Below are 18,262 nucleotides of genomic sequence, written 5' to 3' on the forward strand. Positions count from 1 at the left end.
GTCCTTTCACTCGAACGTTTAGGCCAGGGTCCACCCCATGGAAGTACGGCTGTGACCTAGTCGACACCGAAGAATCAAAAAAAACTTTTCGGAAGGGGTTGTATCCGTCGCCGAGGTTTGCGAGTCTCTACATGGCGATCGGGACGGCCCGCAACACCAGCCTCCACAGATCGCCAGAATCCCTCTCCAAAGCCAAGGACGACGTCAGCGACCCTGACGGTCGGGCCTTCACTTGTTGAGGGTTTCGTGAAAGCGTTCACATTCACAAGCACCTGAAGTAATACCAAGGAGAGGTAGCAGCCATGGACTGGCGTCACAACGCCGTTTGCCGCGAGGAAGACCCCGAGCTCTTCTTCCCCATCGGCAACACCGGTCCCGCGCTGCTGCAGATCGAGGAAGCCAAGGCCGTCTGCCGTCGCTGCCCGGTGATCGAGCAGTGCCTGCAGTGGGCGCTCGAGTCCGGTCAGGACTCCGGCGTCTGGGGTGGTCTCAGCGAGGACGAGCGTCGTGCGATGAAGCGCCGCGCCGCCCGCAACCGGGCCCGTCAGGCCTCCGCCTGACAGCCCCGCCCCTGCTGGACAGCCTGAGCTTGGCGGCGCGTGTGCCTGACGGCATCACTCCGTAGACAGCGCGTACGCATCCCCCGCCCCCGAGCCGCAGCGCGCGGTTCCCCCCAGTGCTCGACCTCGAGCAGGGGGACCCCGAAGCAACGAGCATCAGCCCCGGACCGTCACCCGGTCCGGGGCCTTTTGCCGTGCCCGGAACCACCCTCCCCGGTCCCGGCTTCCGCCCGGCTCACTTGTCCGACTGCACGGGGACGTCCAGGATCACCCTGGTCCCCCGCCCCGGGGCGGGGACCATGTCGAAGGTGCCGCCCAGCTCGCCCTCCACCAGGGTCCGTACGATCTGCAGGCCGAGGTTGCCCGCGGTGCGCGGGTCGAAGCCCCCGGGCAGACCCACGCCGTCGTCCTGCACGGTGACCAGCAGGCGGGACTCCCTGGTGGTGCCGCCGCGGACCGCGGACACCTCGACGGTGCCGGTCTCGCCCTCGCGGAAACCGTGCTCCAGGGCGTTCTGCAGGACCTCGGTCAGCACCATCGACAGCGGGGTGGCGACCTCGGCGTCGAGTATGCCGAAGCGGCCCGTGCGCCGGCCGGTGACCTTGCCCGGGGAGATCTCGGCGACCATCGCGAGGACGCGGTCGGCGATCTCGTCGAACTCCACCCGCTCGTCCAGGTTCTGGGAGAGCGTCTCGTGCACGATCGCGATCGACCCCACCCGTCGCACGGCCTCCTCCAACGCCGCACGGCCGCGCTCGGATCCGATGCGGCGGGCCTGGAGGCGCAGCAGCGCCGCCACCGTCTGGAGGTTGTTCTTCACCCGGTGGTGGATCTCCCGGATGGTCGCGTCCTTGGTGATCAACTCGCGTTCGCGGCGGCGAAGTTCGGTGACGTCGCGGAGCAGGACCAGCGACCCGATGCGCGTCCCCTTCGGCTTGAGCGGGATGGCCCGGAACTGGATCACCCCGTCGTGCGCCTCGATCTCGAACTCGCGCGGCGCCCAGCCGCTGGCGACCTTGGCCAGCGCCTCGTCCACCGGCCCCCGGGAAGGCGCCAGTTCGGCGGTGGTACGGCCGAGGTGGTGGCCCACCAGGTCGGCGGCGAGCCCCATGCGGTGGTACGCGGACAGGGCGTTCGGGGAGGCGTACTGGACGGTGCCGTCGGCGTCGAGCCGGATCAGCCCGTCGCCGACGCGCGGCGAGGCGTCCATCTCGAGCTGCTGGTTCGCGAACGGGAAGGAACCGGCCGCGATCATCTGGGCCAGGTCGGAGGCGCTCTGGAGGTAGGTGAGCTCCAGCCGGCTCGGGGTGCGCACGGTCAGGAGGTTGGTGTTGCGCGCGATGACGCCGAGCACCCGCCCCTCGCGCCGTACGGGGATGGACTCGACCCGTACGGGAACCTCCTCGCGCCACTCCGGGTCGCCCTCGCGCACGATGCGGCCCTCGTCCAGGGCCGCGTCCAGCATGGGCCGGCGTCCGCGCGGGACGAGGTGGCCGACCATGTCGTCCTGGTAGGAGGTGGGGCCGGTGTTGGGCCGCATCTGGGCGACGGAGACGTAGCGGGTGCCGTCGCGGGTGGGGACCCACAGGACCAGGTCGGCGAAGGAGAGGTCGGAGAGCAGTTGCCACTCCGAGACCAGCAGGTGGAGCCACTCGAGGTCGGTGTCGCCGAGGGCGGTGTGCTGGCGTACGAGTTCGTTCATGGAGGGCACGTCAGCGAGCGTACCCGGGGGCCGGCGCCGTCCCGGAGGACACCCGCGGGCCGCGGCGCCTGAGAGGGACCCTCAACCCTCCCGGCACCGCAGCCCGGAGCACTGCCGGCCGTGGGGTGTGCGGCCCCGGTCGGCCGGGACGAGGAACCGGGCAGTCAGGGCAGAGAGCTCCGGAACCTCGGTCCGCCTTCCTGTGCGGGGAAGGCAGGTTTCTGTGTCCTGCTACGCAATTGTGGACTAGACCACTGCCCGTGTAAATGCGCGAGGCGCTGTTCTTTTCCGTCGGGTCCCCGTGCGCGCCCGGACGCGGAGACGTCCGGCGAAGAGCCTAACCCGCGGGCGTTCCCCGCGGGGCCCGGCGGCCATGGTCATCCGGACGGGGTGATCCCGGTGCCGCCCGCCGCCCCGTCCGCGCCCACCGCGGCCCGTGCCGGCCGGGGCCGTTCGTCCGTCCGGGACGCCCGGGACGCCTGGGAGGGAGGTGGCCGCTCTGCTAGATTGAGATTGGTCTAAACCACATGGTCCCGCCCTCCCGGGTCCAGTCCCAGTCGAGTCCTCCTGAAGATCGGCAGGCCCACCGTGGAAGTTGTCATCGTTGCGGACGCCAAAGCGGGCGGCGAGCTCATCGCCGAGGCCATGGCACAGCTGCTGCGGCGCACACCCGACGCCCTGCTGGGGGTGGCCACCGGCTCGACGCCGCTGCCCGTCTACGAGGCGCTGGCGGCCAAGGTGCGCTCCCGCGCCGTGGACGCCTCGCGGGCGCGGATCGCCCAGCTCGACGAGTACGTCGGGCTGCCCGCCGAACATCCCGAGTCCTACCGCTCGGTGCTGCGGCGCGAGGTGCTGGAGCCGCTCGGGATCGGGATGGACGCCTTCATGGGCCCCGACGGCACCGCCGAGGACGTGCAGGGCGCGTGCGAGGCGTACGACAGGCGGCTGGCCGAGGCCGGCGGCGTGGACCTCCAGCTGCTCGGGATCGGCACGGACGGGCACATCGGGTTCAACGAACCGTGTTCCTCCCTCGCCTCGCGCACCCGCATCAAGACGCTGACCGAGCAGACCCGGGTGGACAACGCGCGCTTCTTCGGCGGCGACATCGGCCAGGTCCCGCACCACGTCATCACCCAGGGCATCGGCACCATCCTGGAGGCCCGTCACCTGGTGCTGCTGGCCACCGGCGAGGGCAAGGCCGACGCGGTCGCCGCGACCGTCGAGGGACCGGTGGCGGCGGTCTGCCCGGCGTCCGCGCTCCAGCTGCACCCGCACGCCACGGTGGTCGTCGACGAGGCGGCCGCCTCCAAGCTGAAGCTCGCCGACTACTTCCGGCACACCTACGCGAACAAGCCGGGGTGGCAGGGCATCTGAGCCGGGGCCGTGGACTAGACCAGCCCTTGTCGCAAAGGTATACAGAGGAGATCACGGAGCGTGCGGGGCGCACCCCCGCGGCGGGCCGTGCCACGATGTCAGCCGTGGCCGATGCGGATGTCGGCCGTTTCGGCACTCGGAGCCGGGAAGGCAGAGCATGAGCACCGACGTCAGCAGTGCGGAGAACGAGGGTGGGACCACGGTCCGTACGGCGCGTGTGCCCAAGTACTACCGGCTGAAGAAGCATCTGCTCGACATGACCGAGACGGCGCCGCCCGGCACGCCGGTGCCGCCCGAGCGCACGCTGGCGGCGGAGTTCGACACCTCGCGCACCACCGTGCGCCAGGCACTCCAGGAGCTGGTGGTCGAAGGGCGCCTGGAGCGCATCCAGGGCAAGGGCACCTTCGTCGCCAAGCCCAAGGTCTCCCAGGCGCTGCAGCTCACCTCGTACACCGAGGACATGCGCGCCCAGGGCCTGGAACCCACCTCGCAGCTGCTGGACCTCGGCTACATCACCGCCGACGACCGGCTCGCCGTGCTGCTCGACATCGCACCCGGCGGACGGGTGCTGCGCATCGAGCGGCTGCGCATGGCCAACGGCGAGCCGATGGCCATCGAGACGACCCATCTGAGCGCGAAGCGCTTCCCGGCGCTGCGCCGCAGCCTGGCGAAGTACACCTCCCTCTACACCGCCCTCGCCGAGGTGTACGACGTCCACCTCGCGGAGGCGGAGGAGACCATCGAGACGTCCCTGGCCACCCCGCGCGAGGCCGGTCTGCTCGGCACCGACGTCGGACTGCCGATGCTGATGCTCTCCCGGCACTCGCTGGACCGGGACGGACAGCCGGTGGAGTGGGTGCGCTCGGTGTACCGGGGCGACCGGTACAAGTTCGTCGCGCGGCTCAAGCGCCCCCGGGACTGAGCCGGCCCCGGACCGCGTTCGCACGTCCCGGCAACCGGACCGCGTTCACACATCCCGGCAAAGCGGGCGGCGGACGGGGTCTTCATTGCTGTTTCCTCTCGGTTGGGCGGCGTCTGGATACCGCCATGCGGACGAGGGGTTACCACCGGCGCCGTCCCTGACCTAGATTTCCTGCGCATTACCGTCGGTGATCAGTAAGGGGACGGGAGCCGTCTGATGTCACAAGCCCCAGAATCCACAGGAGGCCCGGTGGTGACGCCCGTGCGCGTCGTCATCGCCCTCTGTCTCGTCGCGCCGTTCGTGGCCATGCTCTGGGTCGGTTCGTACGCGAAGACCGACCCCGTCGTCATCGGCATCCCGTTCTTCTACTGGTACCAGATGCTCTGGGTGCTGATCTCCACCGCGCTCACGATGGTCGCGTACAAGCTGTGGCAGCGTGACCAGCGCGGCCGCTCGGCCTCGAAGGGCGGTGCGTCGCGGTGAACGAGGGCGTGAACGGCGTGGCACTCGCCGTCTTCATCTTCTTCTTCGTGCTCGTCACGGTCATGGGCTTCCTGGCCGCGCGCTGGCGCAGGGCCGCGAACGAGCACAGCCTCGACGAGTGGGGTCTGGGCGGGCGGTCCTTCGGCACCTGGGTGACCTGGTTCCTGCTCGGCGGCGACCTGTACACCGCCTACACCTTCGTGGCCGTTCCGGCGGCGATCTACGCGGCGGGCGCGGCCGGCTTCTTCGCGGTGCCGTACACGATCCTGGTGTACCCGCTGATCTTCACCTTCCTGCCCCGGCTGTGGTCGGTGTCGCACAAGCACGGCTATGTGACGACGTCCGACTTCGTGCGCGGCCGGTTCGGCTCGAAGGGGCTGTCGCTGGCCGTCGCGGTCACCGGGATCCTGGCGACGATGCCGTACATCGCGCTCCAGCTGGTCGGCATCCAGGCCGTGCTGGACGTGATGGGCGTCGGCGGCGGCGAGGACACCAACTGGTTCGTCAAGGACCTGCCGCTGCTGCTCGCGTTCGGTGTGCTGGCGGCGTACACGTACTCGTCGGGGCTGCGGGCCCCCGCGCTGATCGCGTTCGTCAAGGACACGCTGATCTACCTCGTGATCGCGGTGGCGATCATCTACATCCCGATCAAGCTGGGCGGCTTCGACGAGATCTTCGCCTCGGCGAGCGAGGCGTACAGCCAGACCAACCCGGCCACGGGCGCGCCGCGCGGGGCGCTGGTGCCGGGTGAGGCGGGCCAGTGGACGTACGCCACGCTGGCGCTGGGCTCGGCGCTCGCACTGTTCATGTACCCGCACTCGATCACCGCGACGCTGTCCTCGCGCAGCCGTGAGGTGATCCGCCGCAACACCACGATCCTGCCGCTGTACTCCCTGATGCTGGGGCTGCTGGCGCTGCTGGGCTTCATGGCGATCGCGGCCGGGGTGAAGGTGGAGAACGGGCAGCTGGCGATCCCGCAGCTGTTCGAGGACATGTTCCCGGACTGGTTCGCGGGTGTGGCCTTCGCGGCGATCGGCATCGGCGCGCTGGTGCCGGCGGCGATCATGTCCATCGCGGCGGCGAACCTGTTCACCCGCAACATCTACAAGGACTTCATCAAGCCGGACGCGACCCCGGCGCAGGAGACCAAGGTTTCCAAGATCGTCTCCCTGCTGGTGAAGGTGGGTGCGCTGGCCTTCGTCCTGACCATGGACAAGACGGTCGCCATCAACTTCCAGCTCCTCGGCGGCATCTGGATCCTGCAGACCTTCCCCGCCCTGGTGGGCGGTCTCTTCACCCGCTGGTTCCACCGCTGGGCGCTGCTCGGCGGCTGGGCGGTCGGCATGGTCTACGGCACGGCCGCCGCGTACGGGGTGGCCTCGCCGACGCAGAAGCACTTCGGCGGCTCGTCGGAGGAGATCCCGGGCATCGGCGAGATCGGCTACATCGGTCTCACCGCCTTCGTGATCAACGTCCTGGTGACGGTGGCCCTGACCTTCGTCATGAGGGCAGTCAAGGCGCCCGAGGGCGTCGACGAGACCAAGCCGCAGGACTACACGGCGGACGCGGGTGACCCCGGCGTCCGGGTGGAGCTCCCGCCGGCCACGGCGGGCAGCTCGCACTGACGCCGCGGACCTCGGGCGACGGGCCGTCGGAGACATCCGGCGGCCCGTCGCCGTACCCGTCCGGCGGCCCCCGTGGACATCGCCGCACAGGGCCCGTCCGCTGGACGGGCCGCTCGGCTTCGGGAAGAGCGACGCCTGCCCCGGCGAGCTCAGGGACGTGGCGAGGCGCGCGGCCGAGGTGCCGGTCGCCGCGGAGAACGGGCCGGTGCCGGGCGGGTGGCCTTCGTGCCCGGCGGCGGTCCGACGGCCGGCACATCCGGGCCCGGCGCGCCGTGCGCTCCGTCCACCGCGTCCACCGCGTCCACGAGCGGCGGGTCCCACCCGCGCCCCCGAGCACGACCGGAACCCTCCGCCGGAGCTGTGCGACCTCACTCTCCCCACCTACGAGTTGACGCTCCGAGAGCAGCGCGACACAACATATGGGATTGCGGGCGGCACCCGACACAAGATGTATGCTCATGCTCGCTGTCGCCGCAGGGGAATCCGGTGCGAATCCGGAACTGTCCCGCAACGGTGTACCCATGCCCGCGCGCCTTCGCGTACGCATGGACGTCAGTCCGAGGACCTGCCGACAGTGCGCCCGGCCGTCCGGTCCGGGTGCATGGACGTCCGGGCCTCGTGGGATGGGCCGGTGGACGCGACGCCGCGTGCGCTCGTGTGCTGCCGCCCGCCCCCGTGAGGCCCCGTGCCGAGCGAGGGAGAGCCACACGTGACCATCGCGCCAGCCGATCCGGCTTCAGCCATCGACGTGACCGAGGGGGCGACGGCCCCGGTGCCGCGCTGCTGCGGACCCTGACCGGGCTGACCGCCGACCTGCCCGACGCCGACCCCGGCCGGGTCGCCGCCGCCGCGCTGCGCGGCCGGTCCGCCGGAGCCGACGAGGCGGAGCTGCGGGAGCTGGCCACCGAGGCGGCGGCCGGGCTCATCTCCGAGGACCCGGTCTACTCCCGGCTCGCGGCCCGCCTGCTGACCGTCGGCATCCGCGCCGAGGCCGCCTCGCAGGGCGTCACGTCGTTCACCGGGTCCGTCGCGACCGGGCACCGCGAGGGGCTGATCGCCGACCGGACCGCCGAGTTCGTCCGGCTGCACGCGGACCGCCTCGACGCACTGATCGACACCCGGGCCGACGACCGCTTCGGCTACTTCGGCCTGCGCACCCTGCACAGCCGCTACCTGCTGCGCCACCCGGTCACCCGCAAGGTCCTCGAGACGCCCCAGCACTTCCTGCTGCGCGTCGCCGCCGGTCTCGCCGAGGACGACACCGCGCGCTCGGTGGACGAGGTCGCCTCGCTCTACCGGCTGATGAGCCGCCTGGACTACCTGCCCTCCTCCCCCACGCTGTTCAACTCCGGTACGCGGCACCCGCAGATGTCGTCCTGCTACCTGCTCGACTCCCCCAAGGACGAGTTGGACTCCATCTACGACCGCTACCACCAGGTGGCCCGCCTCTCCAAGCACGCGGGGGGCATCGGCCTGGCCTACTCCCGCATCCGCTCCCGGGGTTCGCTGATCCGCGGCACCAACGGGCACTCCAACGGCATCGTCCCGTTCCTGAAGACGCTGGACGCCTCGGTCGCCGCGGTCAACCAGGGCGGGCGGCGCAAGGGCGCGGCGGCGGTCTACCTGGAGACCTGGCACTCCGACATCGAGGAGTTCCTGGAGCTGCGCGACAACACCGGTGAGGACGCCCGCCGTACGCACAACCTGAACCTCGCGCACTGGGTGCCGGACGAGTTCATGCGCCGGGTCGACGCGGACGCGCCCTGGTCGCTGTTCTCCCCGGCGGACGTGCCCGAGCTGGTCGACCTGTGGGGCGAGGAGTTCGACGCGGCGTACCGGGCCGCCGAGGCCGCGGGCCTGGCGCGGAAGACGCTCCCGGCCCGCGAGCTGTACGGCCGCATGATGCGCACCCTCGCCCAGACCGGCAACGGCTGGATGACCTTCAAGGACACCGCCAACCGCACCGCCAACCAGACCGCCGAGCCGGGGCAAGTCATCCACTCCTCCAACCTCTGCACGGAGATCCTGGAGGTCACCGACGACGGGGAGACGGCGGTCTGCAACCTGGGGTCGGTCAACCTCGGCGCGTTCGTCGACCCGGCCGCCGGCGACCTCGACTGGGAGCGGCTGGACAGCACCGTACGCACGGCCGTCACCTTCCTCGACCGGGTGGTGGACATCAACTTCTACCCGACCGAGCAGGCGGGCCGCTCCAACGCCCGCTGGCGGCCGGTGGGCCTGGGCGCGATGGGCCTCCAGGACGTCTTCTTCAAGCTGCGCCTGCCCTTCGGCTCGCCCGAGGCGAAGGACCTGTCCACCAGGATCGCCGAGCGGATCATGCTCGCCGCCTACGAGGCCTCCGCCGACCTCGCCGAGCGGGACGGCCCGCTGCCCGCCTGGGAGAAGACCCGCACCGCCCGGGGCGTGCTGCACCCGGACCACTACGGCACGGACCCGGCCTGGCCGGAGCGCTGGGCGGCACTGCGGACGCGGATCGCCTCGGTCGGGATGCGCAACTCGCTGCTCCTGGCGATCGCGCCCACCGCCACCATCGCGTCGATCGCGGGGGCGTACGAGTGCATCGAGCCACAGGTGTCCAACCTGTTCAAGCGCGAGACGCTGTCCGGGGAGTTCCTCCAGGTCAACTCCTACCTGGTCGACGACCTGAAGCGGCTCGGCGTGTGGGACGCGCGCACCCGTGAGGCGCTGCGCGAGGCGGGCGGCTCGGTGCAGGACTTCACGTGGATCCCCGAGGAGGTGCGCCGGCTGTACCGCACGGCATGGGAGATCCCGCAGCGCTCCCTGATCGACATGGCGGCCGCCCGCACCCCGTTCCTGGACCAGGCGCAGTCGCTGAACCTGTTCCTGGAGACGCCGACCATCGGCAAGCTCTCCTCGATGTACGCCTACGCCTGGAAGCAGGGCCTCAAGACCACCTACTACCTCCGTTCCCGCCCGGCGACCCGGATCGCCCGAGCGGCGCGCGCGTCCGTCCCCGTTCCGCGGGCGGCCGACCCCGAGGCCGTCGCCTGCTCCCTGGAAAACCCCGAGTCCTGCGAGGCCTGCCAGTAATGCCCACCCGCCGCCCGACCACCACCCCTGGAGGACGGCGCTCCGCGCCGACTGTGATGACGACGAAGAACCTGCTCGACCCGGGCTTCGAACTGACGCTGCGCCCCATGCGCTACCCCGACTTCTACGACCGCTACCGGGACGCCATCAAGAACACCTGGACCGTGGAGGAGGTCGATCTCCACTCCGACGTGGCCGACCTCGCCAGGCTGAGCCCCGCCGAACAGCACCTCATCGGCCGGCTCGTGGCCTTCTTCGCCACCGGCGACTCCATCGTGGCGAACAACCTGGTGCTCACCCTCTACAAGCACATCAACTCCCCCGAGGCGCGGCTGTACCTGTCGCGACAGCTCTTCGAGGAGGCGGTGCACGTCCAGTTCTATCTGACCCTGCTGGACACCTACCTGCCCGACCCGGAGGACCGGACGGCGGCCTTCGCGGCCGTGGAGAACATCCCGTCCATCCGGGAGAAGGCCGAGTTCTGCTTCCGGTGGATGGACTCGGTGGAGAAGCTCGACCGGCTCGCGACCCGGGCCGACCGCCGCCGCTTCCTGCTGAACCTGATCTGCTTCGCCGCGTGCATCGAGGGCCTGTTCTTCTACGGTGCCTTCGCCTACGTGTACTGGTTCCGCAGCCGGGGCCTGCTGCACGGCCTGGCGACCGGCACCAACTGGGTGTTCCGCGACGAGACGATGCACATGTCCTTCGCCTTCGACGTGGTCGACACCGTGCGCAAGGAGGAGCCGGAGCTGTTCGACGGGCAGCTGGAGCGGCAGGTCACCGACATGCTGCGCGAGGCGGTCGAGGCGGAGCTGCAGTTCGCGCGTGACCTGTGCGGGGACGGGCTGCCGGGCATGAACACCGAGTCGATGCGGCAGTACCTGGAGTGCGTCGCCGACCAGCGCCTCGTCCGGCTGGGCTTCGCTCCGGTGTACGGCTCGGAGAACCCGTTCTCCTTCATGGAGCTCCAGGGCGTCCAGGAGCTGACGAACTTCTTCGAGCGGCGCCCGTCCGCGTACCAGGTCGCCGTGGAGGGCACGGTCGACCTGGACGAGGACTTCTGAGACCCCGCCGTCGGCCCGGCCGGCGGACCCGTGCTGCGCCGCGGCACGGGCTTCACCCTCCGGGTGGAACCCGGTCGCGGGCGTCCGGCGGCGGACCTCATCGCCGTGCCCACCGGTTCGCAACCACGCCCGCCGGCGGACGTCCTGCGGCCCGGAGGCCGCCCGAACGCCCGCCGGCGGGCGGGTCTCACCGTGTGACCGGCCTGAGCAGCAGCCGGTTCGGATGCAGCGTGATGCCGATGCGCGGGTCGTCGTCGGACTCGGCCACCCGCTCGAAGCGGTACCGGTGGGCCAGGGACGCCGTGATCAGCGTCAGCAGGGCCATCGAGAAGTGGTCACCCGGGCACTTGCGATTGCCCACGCCGAAAGGACGCATGGCATATTTCGGAATGCTCTGGGAGCGTTCCGGGAGCCACCGGTCGGGATCGAACTCCAGGTGACGCTCGTACGACGCGGGATCGCGCTGGATCGCGTACGGGCTGTAGATGATGTCCGCCCCGGCCGGAATGCGATAGCCGCCGAGTTCCGTTTCGGTCACCGCCCGGCGGGTCAGGATCCAGACGGCGGGACGCAGACGCATTGCCTCGACGACGACATTGTTGGTGTGCGACAGCCGGTGGACGTCCCGTAATGCCACAGGGCGCCCACCCGTCACGGCTTCTACTTCGTCGCGCACCTTGTCCCCGTGTTCCGGGTGCACGGCGAGCATGTAGAGCAGCGACATGATCGTGGACGAGATCGTCTCGCCTCCGGGGGTGAGTATCGCGACCACCTGGTCGTGGATCTCCTGTTCCCCGATGGGGTCGCCATTGTCGTCCTTCGCCTCCAGCAAAGTCGTCAGCAAATCGTCCGGCTTTTGACCGGATGCGCGGCGCTCGGCCACGATCTCGTCGACGAGGAGGTGCAGATCGGCCAGCGCCCGGTTGAATTCGCGATGGGCCGGGATCGGCAGCTTGTAGAGCGGTCCGAGCGGCACCACCATCCGCTGGTACATCCCGCGGAAGACGGTGGCGAGGGCGGCGCACAGGCGCTCGGCCCGCTCGTCCATGAACCTGCTGCGCAACAGGCAGCGGGCCGCGACGCGCACCGCGACCCGGTAGGACTCGGCGGTGCAGTCCAGGGTCCGCCCGGGGACCCACCGCTCGGTCAGGGCGTGCACCTCCTCCTCCATGACCGGGCCGTAGCCGGGTATGGCGCCGAGCCGGAAGGCGGGCTGGATGGTGCGTCGCTGGCGCCGGTGCAGCGGGCCGTTGGCGGTGGCCACGCCCTCCTTCCCGAGCAGGTCCTCCAAGGACTCCCACAGGGGGCCGGAGATGATGTAGTCGGGGCTCAGCGCCAGCGCCCCGGTGAGGGCGGGGGTGGTCACGGCGTACACCGTCTTCGGACCGAGCTTCAGGCGCACCACGTCGCCGTGGTCGCGCAGCCGGCACATGAAGGCCAGCGGATCGCGCACCAGTTTCCAGCCGTGACCGAGGACGGGGACACCGCCGCCGGCCACGGGCGGCTCGCGCAGCGCGGTCGTCGCGGATGTTCCGGATCTCACCGATTCGACGGTCATTTCCCACCTGCCGCTTCGTTGTCGACGTACGGGGGCGTGGACCGGTCGTCCCAGCTGTCGACCCGGTACCGGCCGGACTCGTGGTGGAACCAGTAGACCGAACTGAACCAGTTCCGCATGTTGCCGACGCAAGCGCGCACCGCGGCACTCATCTCTTTTCCTTCCACCGTGCCGTCGTCGAGGCCGTCGGCGAAACGTAAGGCGTCCTGTTCGGCGTCCAGGAATGCACCGATGCATTGCTCGACGCGGCGCCTCACGTCCCTGACGGCTTCTTCCAGTGTCAGTCCCTCGTGGGTGATGAGACTTATTCCGAGATTGTGCACCTCACTGCCCGCTATTTCCTTCGGCAAGGAACAAAGGTCGTTGTACCAGGCGGCGAACTCCTGACTGAGCAGTGCCGCCTTCCGGAACGCCGGGTTCTTGCGTACCGCGTACGGGAGTTCACTCCCCGCGCTCGGTTCCAGGAGATCGGTCCAGATCCAGTGCGCAAAGGTGAGCCGACGCAGTTCCAGGTATTCCCCCACGGTGGGGACGATGCCCTCCGCACGGTTGTGGAATTCCCGGTCGTACGCCTCGATCACCGCGTGGAAGTGCCGGGCGAACCGGGCGTTCCAGCTGCCCGGCAGGAACGTGTACAGCCGCCGCACGCTGTCCGCGAGCCCCGCCACCACCGGATCCTCGTGACCCAGGTGGGCCCCGGGGCGGTCGAGGGCCGTGTGCAGCCGGTCCTTCAGCCGCCGCCAGGCGGCGGGGCGTCCGTGCACGATGTCGCGGTCGTGCCGGTCGTCCCAGACGAAGAACCACGCGCTGTAGTCCGCTATCGCCTGCAGGACCTCGTCGGGGGCGCCCATGTAGTAGCCCGCCATAAGGTCGGTGTAGCGCAGACCGTCGGCGTGATCCTCCACCGTGTCCGCCGGCATGAGCCGCTTTTCGAGCAGCCAGGCCCGGGTGGTCTCCTGAAGCCTGGGCCAATACGGGTGGAGTCGCCGGGAAAACGTCGTCTCGATCACCGGGAGAGACAGCGCCGGTGGAACTGCGATGGTGGTCGGTGCCGATGTGGTGCCGTGTGACAAGGCATGCACGAACAATCCCCTCTCAGCCGCCAGTCGGCGTGCGGCCGCCCCCAAACCGGCCGCACACCGTGCGTATCGCCGCCTCACCATTCAGCACTACAACTGACCTTGCTGTGAACGTATTTACTCCTTCTCCTACGTCAAGGAGCGTACGCACGAACGGCGTCCGACCGGAGGGGGTCCGATCGAACGCCGTGCACGAGGAAGCGGGGTGGGCCTTCGCGGCCGGTCAGTCGTTGGCGACCACGGGGTAACGCGGCTCGTTCTCGGCCATCTGCCGCAGCGCGTCCTTGCGTTCCCGCTTGGACAGCCGGTCGATGTAGAGGTAGCCGTAGAGGTGGTCGGTCTCGTGCTGCAAACACCGCGCGAAGTAGCCGGTGCCGCGCACCCGGACCGGGTTGCCCTTCTCGTCCTGCCCGGTCACTTCGGCGTAGTCGGGGCGGGCCAGCTGCGCATAGGCGGTGGGCACCGACAGACAGCCCTCGTTGCTGTCGTCCAGCCGGCGCCTCTCGGCGGGCAGTTCGACCAGCTCGGGGTTGCAGATCGCACCGACGTGCCGCACGCCCTCGTCGTCCGGGCAGTCGTAGACGAAGACCTTCAGATCGACACCGATCTGGTTGGCGGCCAGGCCCACGCCCTCGGCGGTGCGCTGGCTGGCGAACATGTCGGCGACCAGCTGCTGGAGTTCCTCGCCGAAGTCCGTGACGTCCTTGCACTCCTTGTGCAGCACCGGGTTGCCGACCACGGTGATGGGACGCGAGGTGCCGCGCTCCCGCCAGGACGTCTCGCGCGCCTCGCAGTCCTCCGTGTCGATGACGTACCCCTCGTCGTCGACGGGGAGCACGCCCGCGTGCTGCTGATCGGTGTCCTGCTGAGCCATGACCGAGGTGTGCCTTCCTGGAAAAACAAGGGGTGTGATCCTGATACAGGGTACGGGGACCGCGTCCTCGGGGGCGCGGAACCGTACCAGTGCGCGGCTCCGCCGCGAGGGCGCCGGCGACCACGACGGACCCGCAGCCGGCCGACGGCCTCAGCAGACCTCTTCCAGATCCCGCCAGTCCCTGGAGTCCGGACTGTCCGCGACCCAGCCGTCCAGCAGCCCCTTCACCAACGAAGCCGGCGCAGCCACCCCGCACTCCCGCTCCGGCACCCACAACTGCCCGTCGGTCCGGTGGCCGAGCGGCCCCGGGTGGCCGGGCTCACTGTGGTCGTGCGGGTCGAGGTGCTCGCCCTCGCCCTCGTCGGACGGCATCCGGGACTCCGAGCACATCCGGCACAGCAGCCGTACGGACGAGGACCAGTCCTCGGCGGCGAACCCGGCGTCGGAGGCCAGCTGCTCCAGCGCGTCCCGGTCCGCCTCGGACGCGGCCTCCAGCAGGACCACCCAGGTCGGGACAGGCGAGGGCGCCCACAACTCGATCTCGTCGAACACCGGGTAGGTGTGCCCGGCGGCGGTGCTCCGCTCGCCGTGCGGCACGCCGTCGTGCAGGACGACCTCGCCCCAGCGCCGCCCGGAGGACGGCAGCGGAATGGACAGCACCTCGATCCGTGCGGGGTCGAGGCGCCGCCCCCACACCACTTCCGCCTCCCCCTCCGGGGACAGCCGTACGGCGGCGCTGCCCAGGTCCATGCCCAGCGGCTCACCGGAGTCGGTGGGCGGGCCCGGCACCTTGAGCCCGTAGGCCTGCCAGGCCCGCCGGGCCAACGGCCAGTCCTGCAGGGCGGTGGCGGCGATGCCGACGTTCCACCAGTCGGGAGCCCCGGCGTCGCGGTCGAGCAGCGCCACGGCACGCAGCCCGGCCGCGCGCGCCTGCTCCCAGTCGTGCCGGAACTTGTGCAGCAGGGCGAGGTTGAACCAGGACTCCGACAACCACGGCTCCAGATCGGCGGCACGTGTCAGCAGCGCACCCGCGTCCTCGTACCGGCCATCGCCTATGAGCGTGAACGCGCGGTCCGTGGCCTGCCGCCAGGAGGCGGAGGGCCGGTGCCGTCCCTTGCCGAAGATCCTCACGATTCCCGCCTGCCAGTTCCGTTCGCTGGGCCGGCTGTACCTGTCCGCGCCCCCGGACACCCTCTCCTTCGCATCCAACCACGTACGGCCGGAGAGGCGCTCATTACCCATGGGTTACCCAGCCTCGGCAGGGGTCAGACAGTCGCATTCGCAGCTCTCACCACGCCCGGTCCCCGCATTCACACGCCCCCGCGTTCCGTGCCAGTACCCGGGCCAGTGCTTCGACGACCTCGGGCGCGTACTCCCCGGCGGTACCCAGCCGCAGTTCCTCGAGCGCGGTCAGCGGCCCGCCGGGTCCTCCTGCCCGGGACTTCTCCTCGTACGCGTTGACCACCCGGACGATCCGCGCGGCGAGCGGCTGCTCCCGGTGCGGATCGGCCTGCCGTTCCACGATCCCGGCCACCCGGGGGTCCACCCCGGTCTGGCGCACCACGGCGCCGCCGAGCAGTGCGATCCGCCGCTGCTCGGCGGCCGGCAGGGCGGCGGTGGCACCCGCGGGGACCGGGTCGACGAGGCTGAGCTGGCCGATGTCGTGCATCAGGGCCGCGTACTCCAGCACGGTCAGCTCGGGCTCGGTCAGCCCGAGGTCCCGGCCCACCGCCTGGCTGAGCGCGGCGACCCGGCGCGCGTGCCCGGCCGGCGTGTACCCGGCGATCTCGGTGGCCCGCGCGAGGGAGGCGATGGTCTGCCGGTAGGTGGCCCGCACGGCGGCGTAGCGCCGGTAGGACAGCTGCGCGAGCAGCAGGGGCACGGAGAAGACCGGCAGCGCCCACAGCCCCACGACCGCGACCCCGAGCGCCATCACCGCGCCCGTGGCGACGACGGCGGCCCCGATGCCGGGCACGGCCCGCAGCTCGTCGCGCAGGGCCGGCAGGAAGGGCCGTCCGGTGCGGGAACGGGCCGGCACGGCGGCGAGCACGGCGTCGCACAGCGCGGTGAGGGAGAGCAGGGCGAGCAGCAGCAGCGCGTGCGCCGGCCCGCCCCAGTCGTCGAAGGTGCCCCGGTTGTACAGGGGCTGGAAGCACACGGCGACGAAGCCGACCGTCAGCACCCGGCGGGCGGGCGCGTCGAGGGTGGGCCCGTCGCCACGCCCGACGTGCGGCACGCTGCCGAGCAGGGAGGCGGCGAGCACGACGGTGACGACCTGGGCGGCGCCGTGGTGGGTCGGCCGGCCCGCGGTCTCGCCGAGCAGCGCGTACGACAGCGCGCCGGCGGCGGCGAGCGGGGCGGCCTCCCTGATCCGTGTCCCGTTGCGCCGGGTGAGTTCGCCGACGGTGATGAGCACGCCGAAGGCGAGAGCCGTACGGCGGTCCTCGACCCCCTGGTAGAGGGTGGTGCCCAGGGAACCGGCGGCGAGGGCGGCGGCGCACAGGTGCACGACGGTGTGGAGCCGGTGCCTCATCGGCGCGCCCCGGGCCGGTCGCCGACCGGTGCGGCGGGCTCGGGGACGGCGGTGGACCGGGCGTCGTCGGCGGTCACCGCCGGATGCCACCCGGCCCGGCCGATCGCCCGTACCAGCGCGCCCACCATCCTCGGGTCGAAGTGGGTTCCCGCGCACCGCCGGAGCTCCTCCAGGGCCACGGGCACGGGCCGCGCCCTGCTGTAGGAGCGGGTGGAGGTCATCGCGTCGAAGGCGTCGGCGACCGCGACCACCCGCGCGGACTCGGGGATCTGACCGCCCGCCAGTCCGTAGGGGTATCCGGTGCCGTCCAGCCGCTCGTGGTGGTGGAGGACCGCCGCGCGGGCCTCACCGAGGAAGGAGATGCCCCGCACCATCTCGTGCCCGTACTCGGGGTGCAGTTCGATCACCCGGCGTTCCTCGGGGGTCAGCGGACCGTTCTTGGTGAGCAGCCGGGTGGGCACGCCGAGTTTGCCGACGTCGTGCAGGATGCCCGCGAACCGCAGCACCTCGACCCGCTCGTCGTCCATGCCGAGTTCCCGCGCGATCATCATGGACGCCCGTCCGACGCGCTCGCTGTGCCCGCGCGTGTAGCCGTCCTTGATGTCGACGGCCTGGACGAGCGCGCGGATCGTCGCCTGGTGGGCGGCCCGTTCACGGTGGTACTGGCCGAACGCCCACCACGAGACGCCCATCGGCAGCAGCACGAGCAGCGCGGCCACGGGGCCGTAGGGGCTGCGCCACAGCAGCGCCATCATGAGGCCGGCCAGGCCGTGCACGGTGAGCGGTGCCAGGGACCGCAGGAACAGCCGGCACCAGGCGCCCGGTGCCGTGCGTCCCGCGCGCGGGAGCGCGCCGGACGTCAGCGCCAGGATGCCGCCGTCCAGCAGGGTGAGCACCAGGCAGAACGCCGTCGTCGCGGCCCCGGCCGTCACGAGCGCGCCCGGTACGTCGCAGTCCGCGACCGCGTCCCGGCCCCCGGCCGCCAGGTGGACCCGGCCCGCGGCCCACACGGCGAGCACCAGCCGGGCGGCCCGCCAGAGCCTGCGCGTCAGGTACGGCCGTCGCTCCACGGACAGCAGCAGCGCTCCGGGCACCGCGACCAGCGCCGCCGCCGACGGGGGCAGCAGGAACGCCCCGGCGAGCAGAACGGGGTGGAAGGTTCCGCCCGGGTGCGGGGCGGCGACCGGACGCGAACCGGCCAGGCGCTCGCAGCCGGCGTACAGCGCGGCCGGCAGGGCCACCTCCCACCAGGGGACCGCGACGCCCGGCGACGACGGCAGGGCGCCCGACAGCGGGAGCAGGCAGAGAACGGCCGACAGGGCGACGACGGCGACGTACGCGCGGGCCCGCCCCGGTAACCCCTCCATAGCCCCTCCCCGCCCGCGCCCGCCGCACTCGATCTGCCGCCTGCCAGGA

13 protein-coding genes, 1 pseudogene and 1 riboswitch are annotated in these 18,262 nt (G+C 71.1%); of the genes and pseudogenes, 7 read left to right on the forward strand and 7 right to left on the reverse strand.

Features of this window, described 5'->3' with window-relative positions; genetic code table 11:
- Positions 1–302: 302 nt before the first annotated feature.
- Positions 303–560, forward strand: a complete 258-nt coding sequence (locus ACF07S_RS00815; RefSeq protein WP_003992873.1) for a WhiB family transcriptional regulator — start codon at positions 303–305, stop codon at positions 558–560.
- A gap of 235 nt (positions 561–795) precedes the next feature.
- Here ACF07S_RS00815 and ACF07S_RS00820 read toward each other — a convergent pair whose 3' ends face one another.
- Positions 796–2,262, reverse strand: coding sequence for a sensor histidine kinase (locus ACF07S_RS00820; RefSeq protein WP_391961861.1), 1,467 nt, complete (start codon positions 2,260–2,262; stop codon positions 796–798).
- A 588-nt stretch (positions 2,263–2,850) separates the two neighbouring features.
- Here ACF07S_RS00820 and nagB point away from each other — a divergent pair.
- The 6 genes and pseudogenes from nagB to ACF07S_RS00850 all read left to right on the forward strand — a co-directional run bounded on the left by nagB (position 2,851) and on the right by ACF07S_RS00850 (position 10,802).
- Entirely contained in the window at positions 2,851–3,636 is a 786-nt protein-coding gene (gene nagB, locus ACF07S_RS00825) for a glucosamine-6-phosphate deaminase (protein ID WP_391961378.1), read from the forward strand.
- Positions 3,637–3,793: 157 nt separating this feature from the next.
- Positions 3,794–4,558, forward strand: coding sequence for a GntR family transcriptional regulator (locus tag ACF07S_RS00830; RefSeq protein WP_391961379.1), 765 nt, complete (start codon positions 3,794–3,796; stop codon positions 4,556–4,558).
- A gap of 216 nt (positions 4,559–4,774) precedes the next feature.
- Complete coding sequence (locus tag ACF07S_RS00835) at positions 4,775–5,041, forward strand: DUF3311 domain-containing protein (RefSeq protein ID WP_391961380.1); 267 nt, start codon at positions 4,775–4,777, stop codon at positions 5,039–5,041.
- The gene (gene mctP / locus ACF07S_RS00840; RefSeq protein ID WP_391961381.1) at positions 5,038–6,666 is read left to right on the forward strand and encodes a monocarboxylate uptake permease MctP; all 1,629 of its coding nucleotides are present in this window, start codon (positions 5,038–5,040) and stop codon (positions 6,664–6,666) included. The genes ACF07S_RS00835 and mctP overlap by 4 nt, the downstream gene beginning before the upstream one ends.
- Positions 6,667–7,081: 415 nt before the next feature.
- Positions 7,082–7,254, forward strand: a riboswitch (cobalamin riboswitch).
- Positions 7,255–7,375: 121 nt separating this feature from the next.
- Positions 7,376–9,738: pseudogene (locus ACF07S_RS00845) on the forward strand (ribonucleoside-diphosphate reductase subunit alpha).
- 56 nt (positions 9,739–9,794) lie between these two features.
- The gene (locus tag ACF07S_RS00850; protein ID WP_391961383.1) at positions 9,795–10,802 is read left to right on the forward strand and encodes a ribonucleotide-diphosphate reductase subunit beta; all 1,008 of its coding nucleotides are present in this window, start codon (positions 9,795–9,797) and stop codon (positions 10,800–10,802) included.
- A 187-nt stretch (positions 10,803–10,989) separates the two neighbouring features.
- On the opposite strand, the gene ACF07S_RS00855 is transcribed toward ACF07S_RS00850, so the two are convergent.
- From ACF07S_RS00855 to ACF07S_RS00880, 6 genes are all read right to left on the reverse strand, one after another.
- Positions 10,990–12,360 (reverse strand): cytochrome P450, encoded by a 1,371-nt coding sequence (locus tag ACF07S_RS00855; protein ID WP_391973139.1) that lies wholly within the window; start codon positions 12,358–12,360, stop codon positions 10,990–10,992.
- A complete protein-coding gene (cyc1, locus tag ACF07S_RS00860) occupies positions 12,357–13,442 on the reverse strand; it encodes an epi-isozizaene synthase (protein ID WP_391973323.1) in 1,086 nt (361 codons plus the stop codon). Before cyc1 ends, ACF07S_RS00855 begins: the two co-directional genes overlap by 4 nt.
- Before the next feature lie 220 nt (positions 13,443–13,662).
- Positions 13,663–14,313, reverse strand: coding sequence for a peptide deformylase (gene def / locus ACF07S_RS00865; protein WP_391961385.1), 651 nt, complete (start codon positions 14,311–14,313; stop codon positions 13,663–13,665).
- A 150-nt stretch (positions 14,314–14,463) separates the two neighbouring features.
- The gene (locus ACF07S_RS00870) at positions 14,464–15,444 is read right to left on the reverse strand and encodes a tetratricopeptide repeat protein (RefSeq protein ID WP_391961863.1); all 981 of its coding nucleotides are present in this window, start codon (positions 15,442–15,444) and stop codon (positions 14,464–14,466) included.
- A gap of 157 nt (positions 15,445–15,601) precedes the next feature.
- Positions 15,602–16,846: an HD-GYP domain-containing protein gene (locus ACF07S_RS00875; protein ID WP_391961386.1), complete on the reverse strand. Its 1,245-nt coding sequence runs from the start codon at positions 16,844–16,846 to the stop codon at positions 15,602–15,604.
- Positions 16,843–18,213: an HD-GYP domain-containing protein gene (locus ACF07S_RS00880; RefSeq protein WP_391973140.1), complete on the reverse strand. Its 1,371-nt coding sequence runs from the start codon at positions 18,211–18,213 to the stop codon at positions 16,843–16,845. The genes ACF07S_RS00875 and ACF07S_RS00880 overlap by 4 nt, the downstream gene beginning before the upstream one ends.
- Positions 18,214–18,262: the final 49 nt, after the last annotated feature.

Source organism: Streptomyces sp. NPDC016640 (assembly GCF_043076215.1).
In the GTDB taxonomy this organism is placed as follows: Bacteria; Actinomycetota; Actinomycetes; order Streptomycetales; family Streptomycetaceae; genus Streptomyces.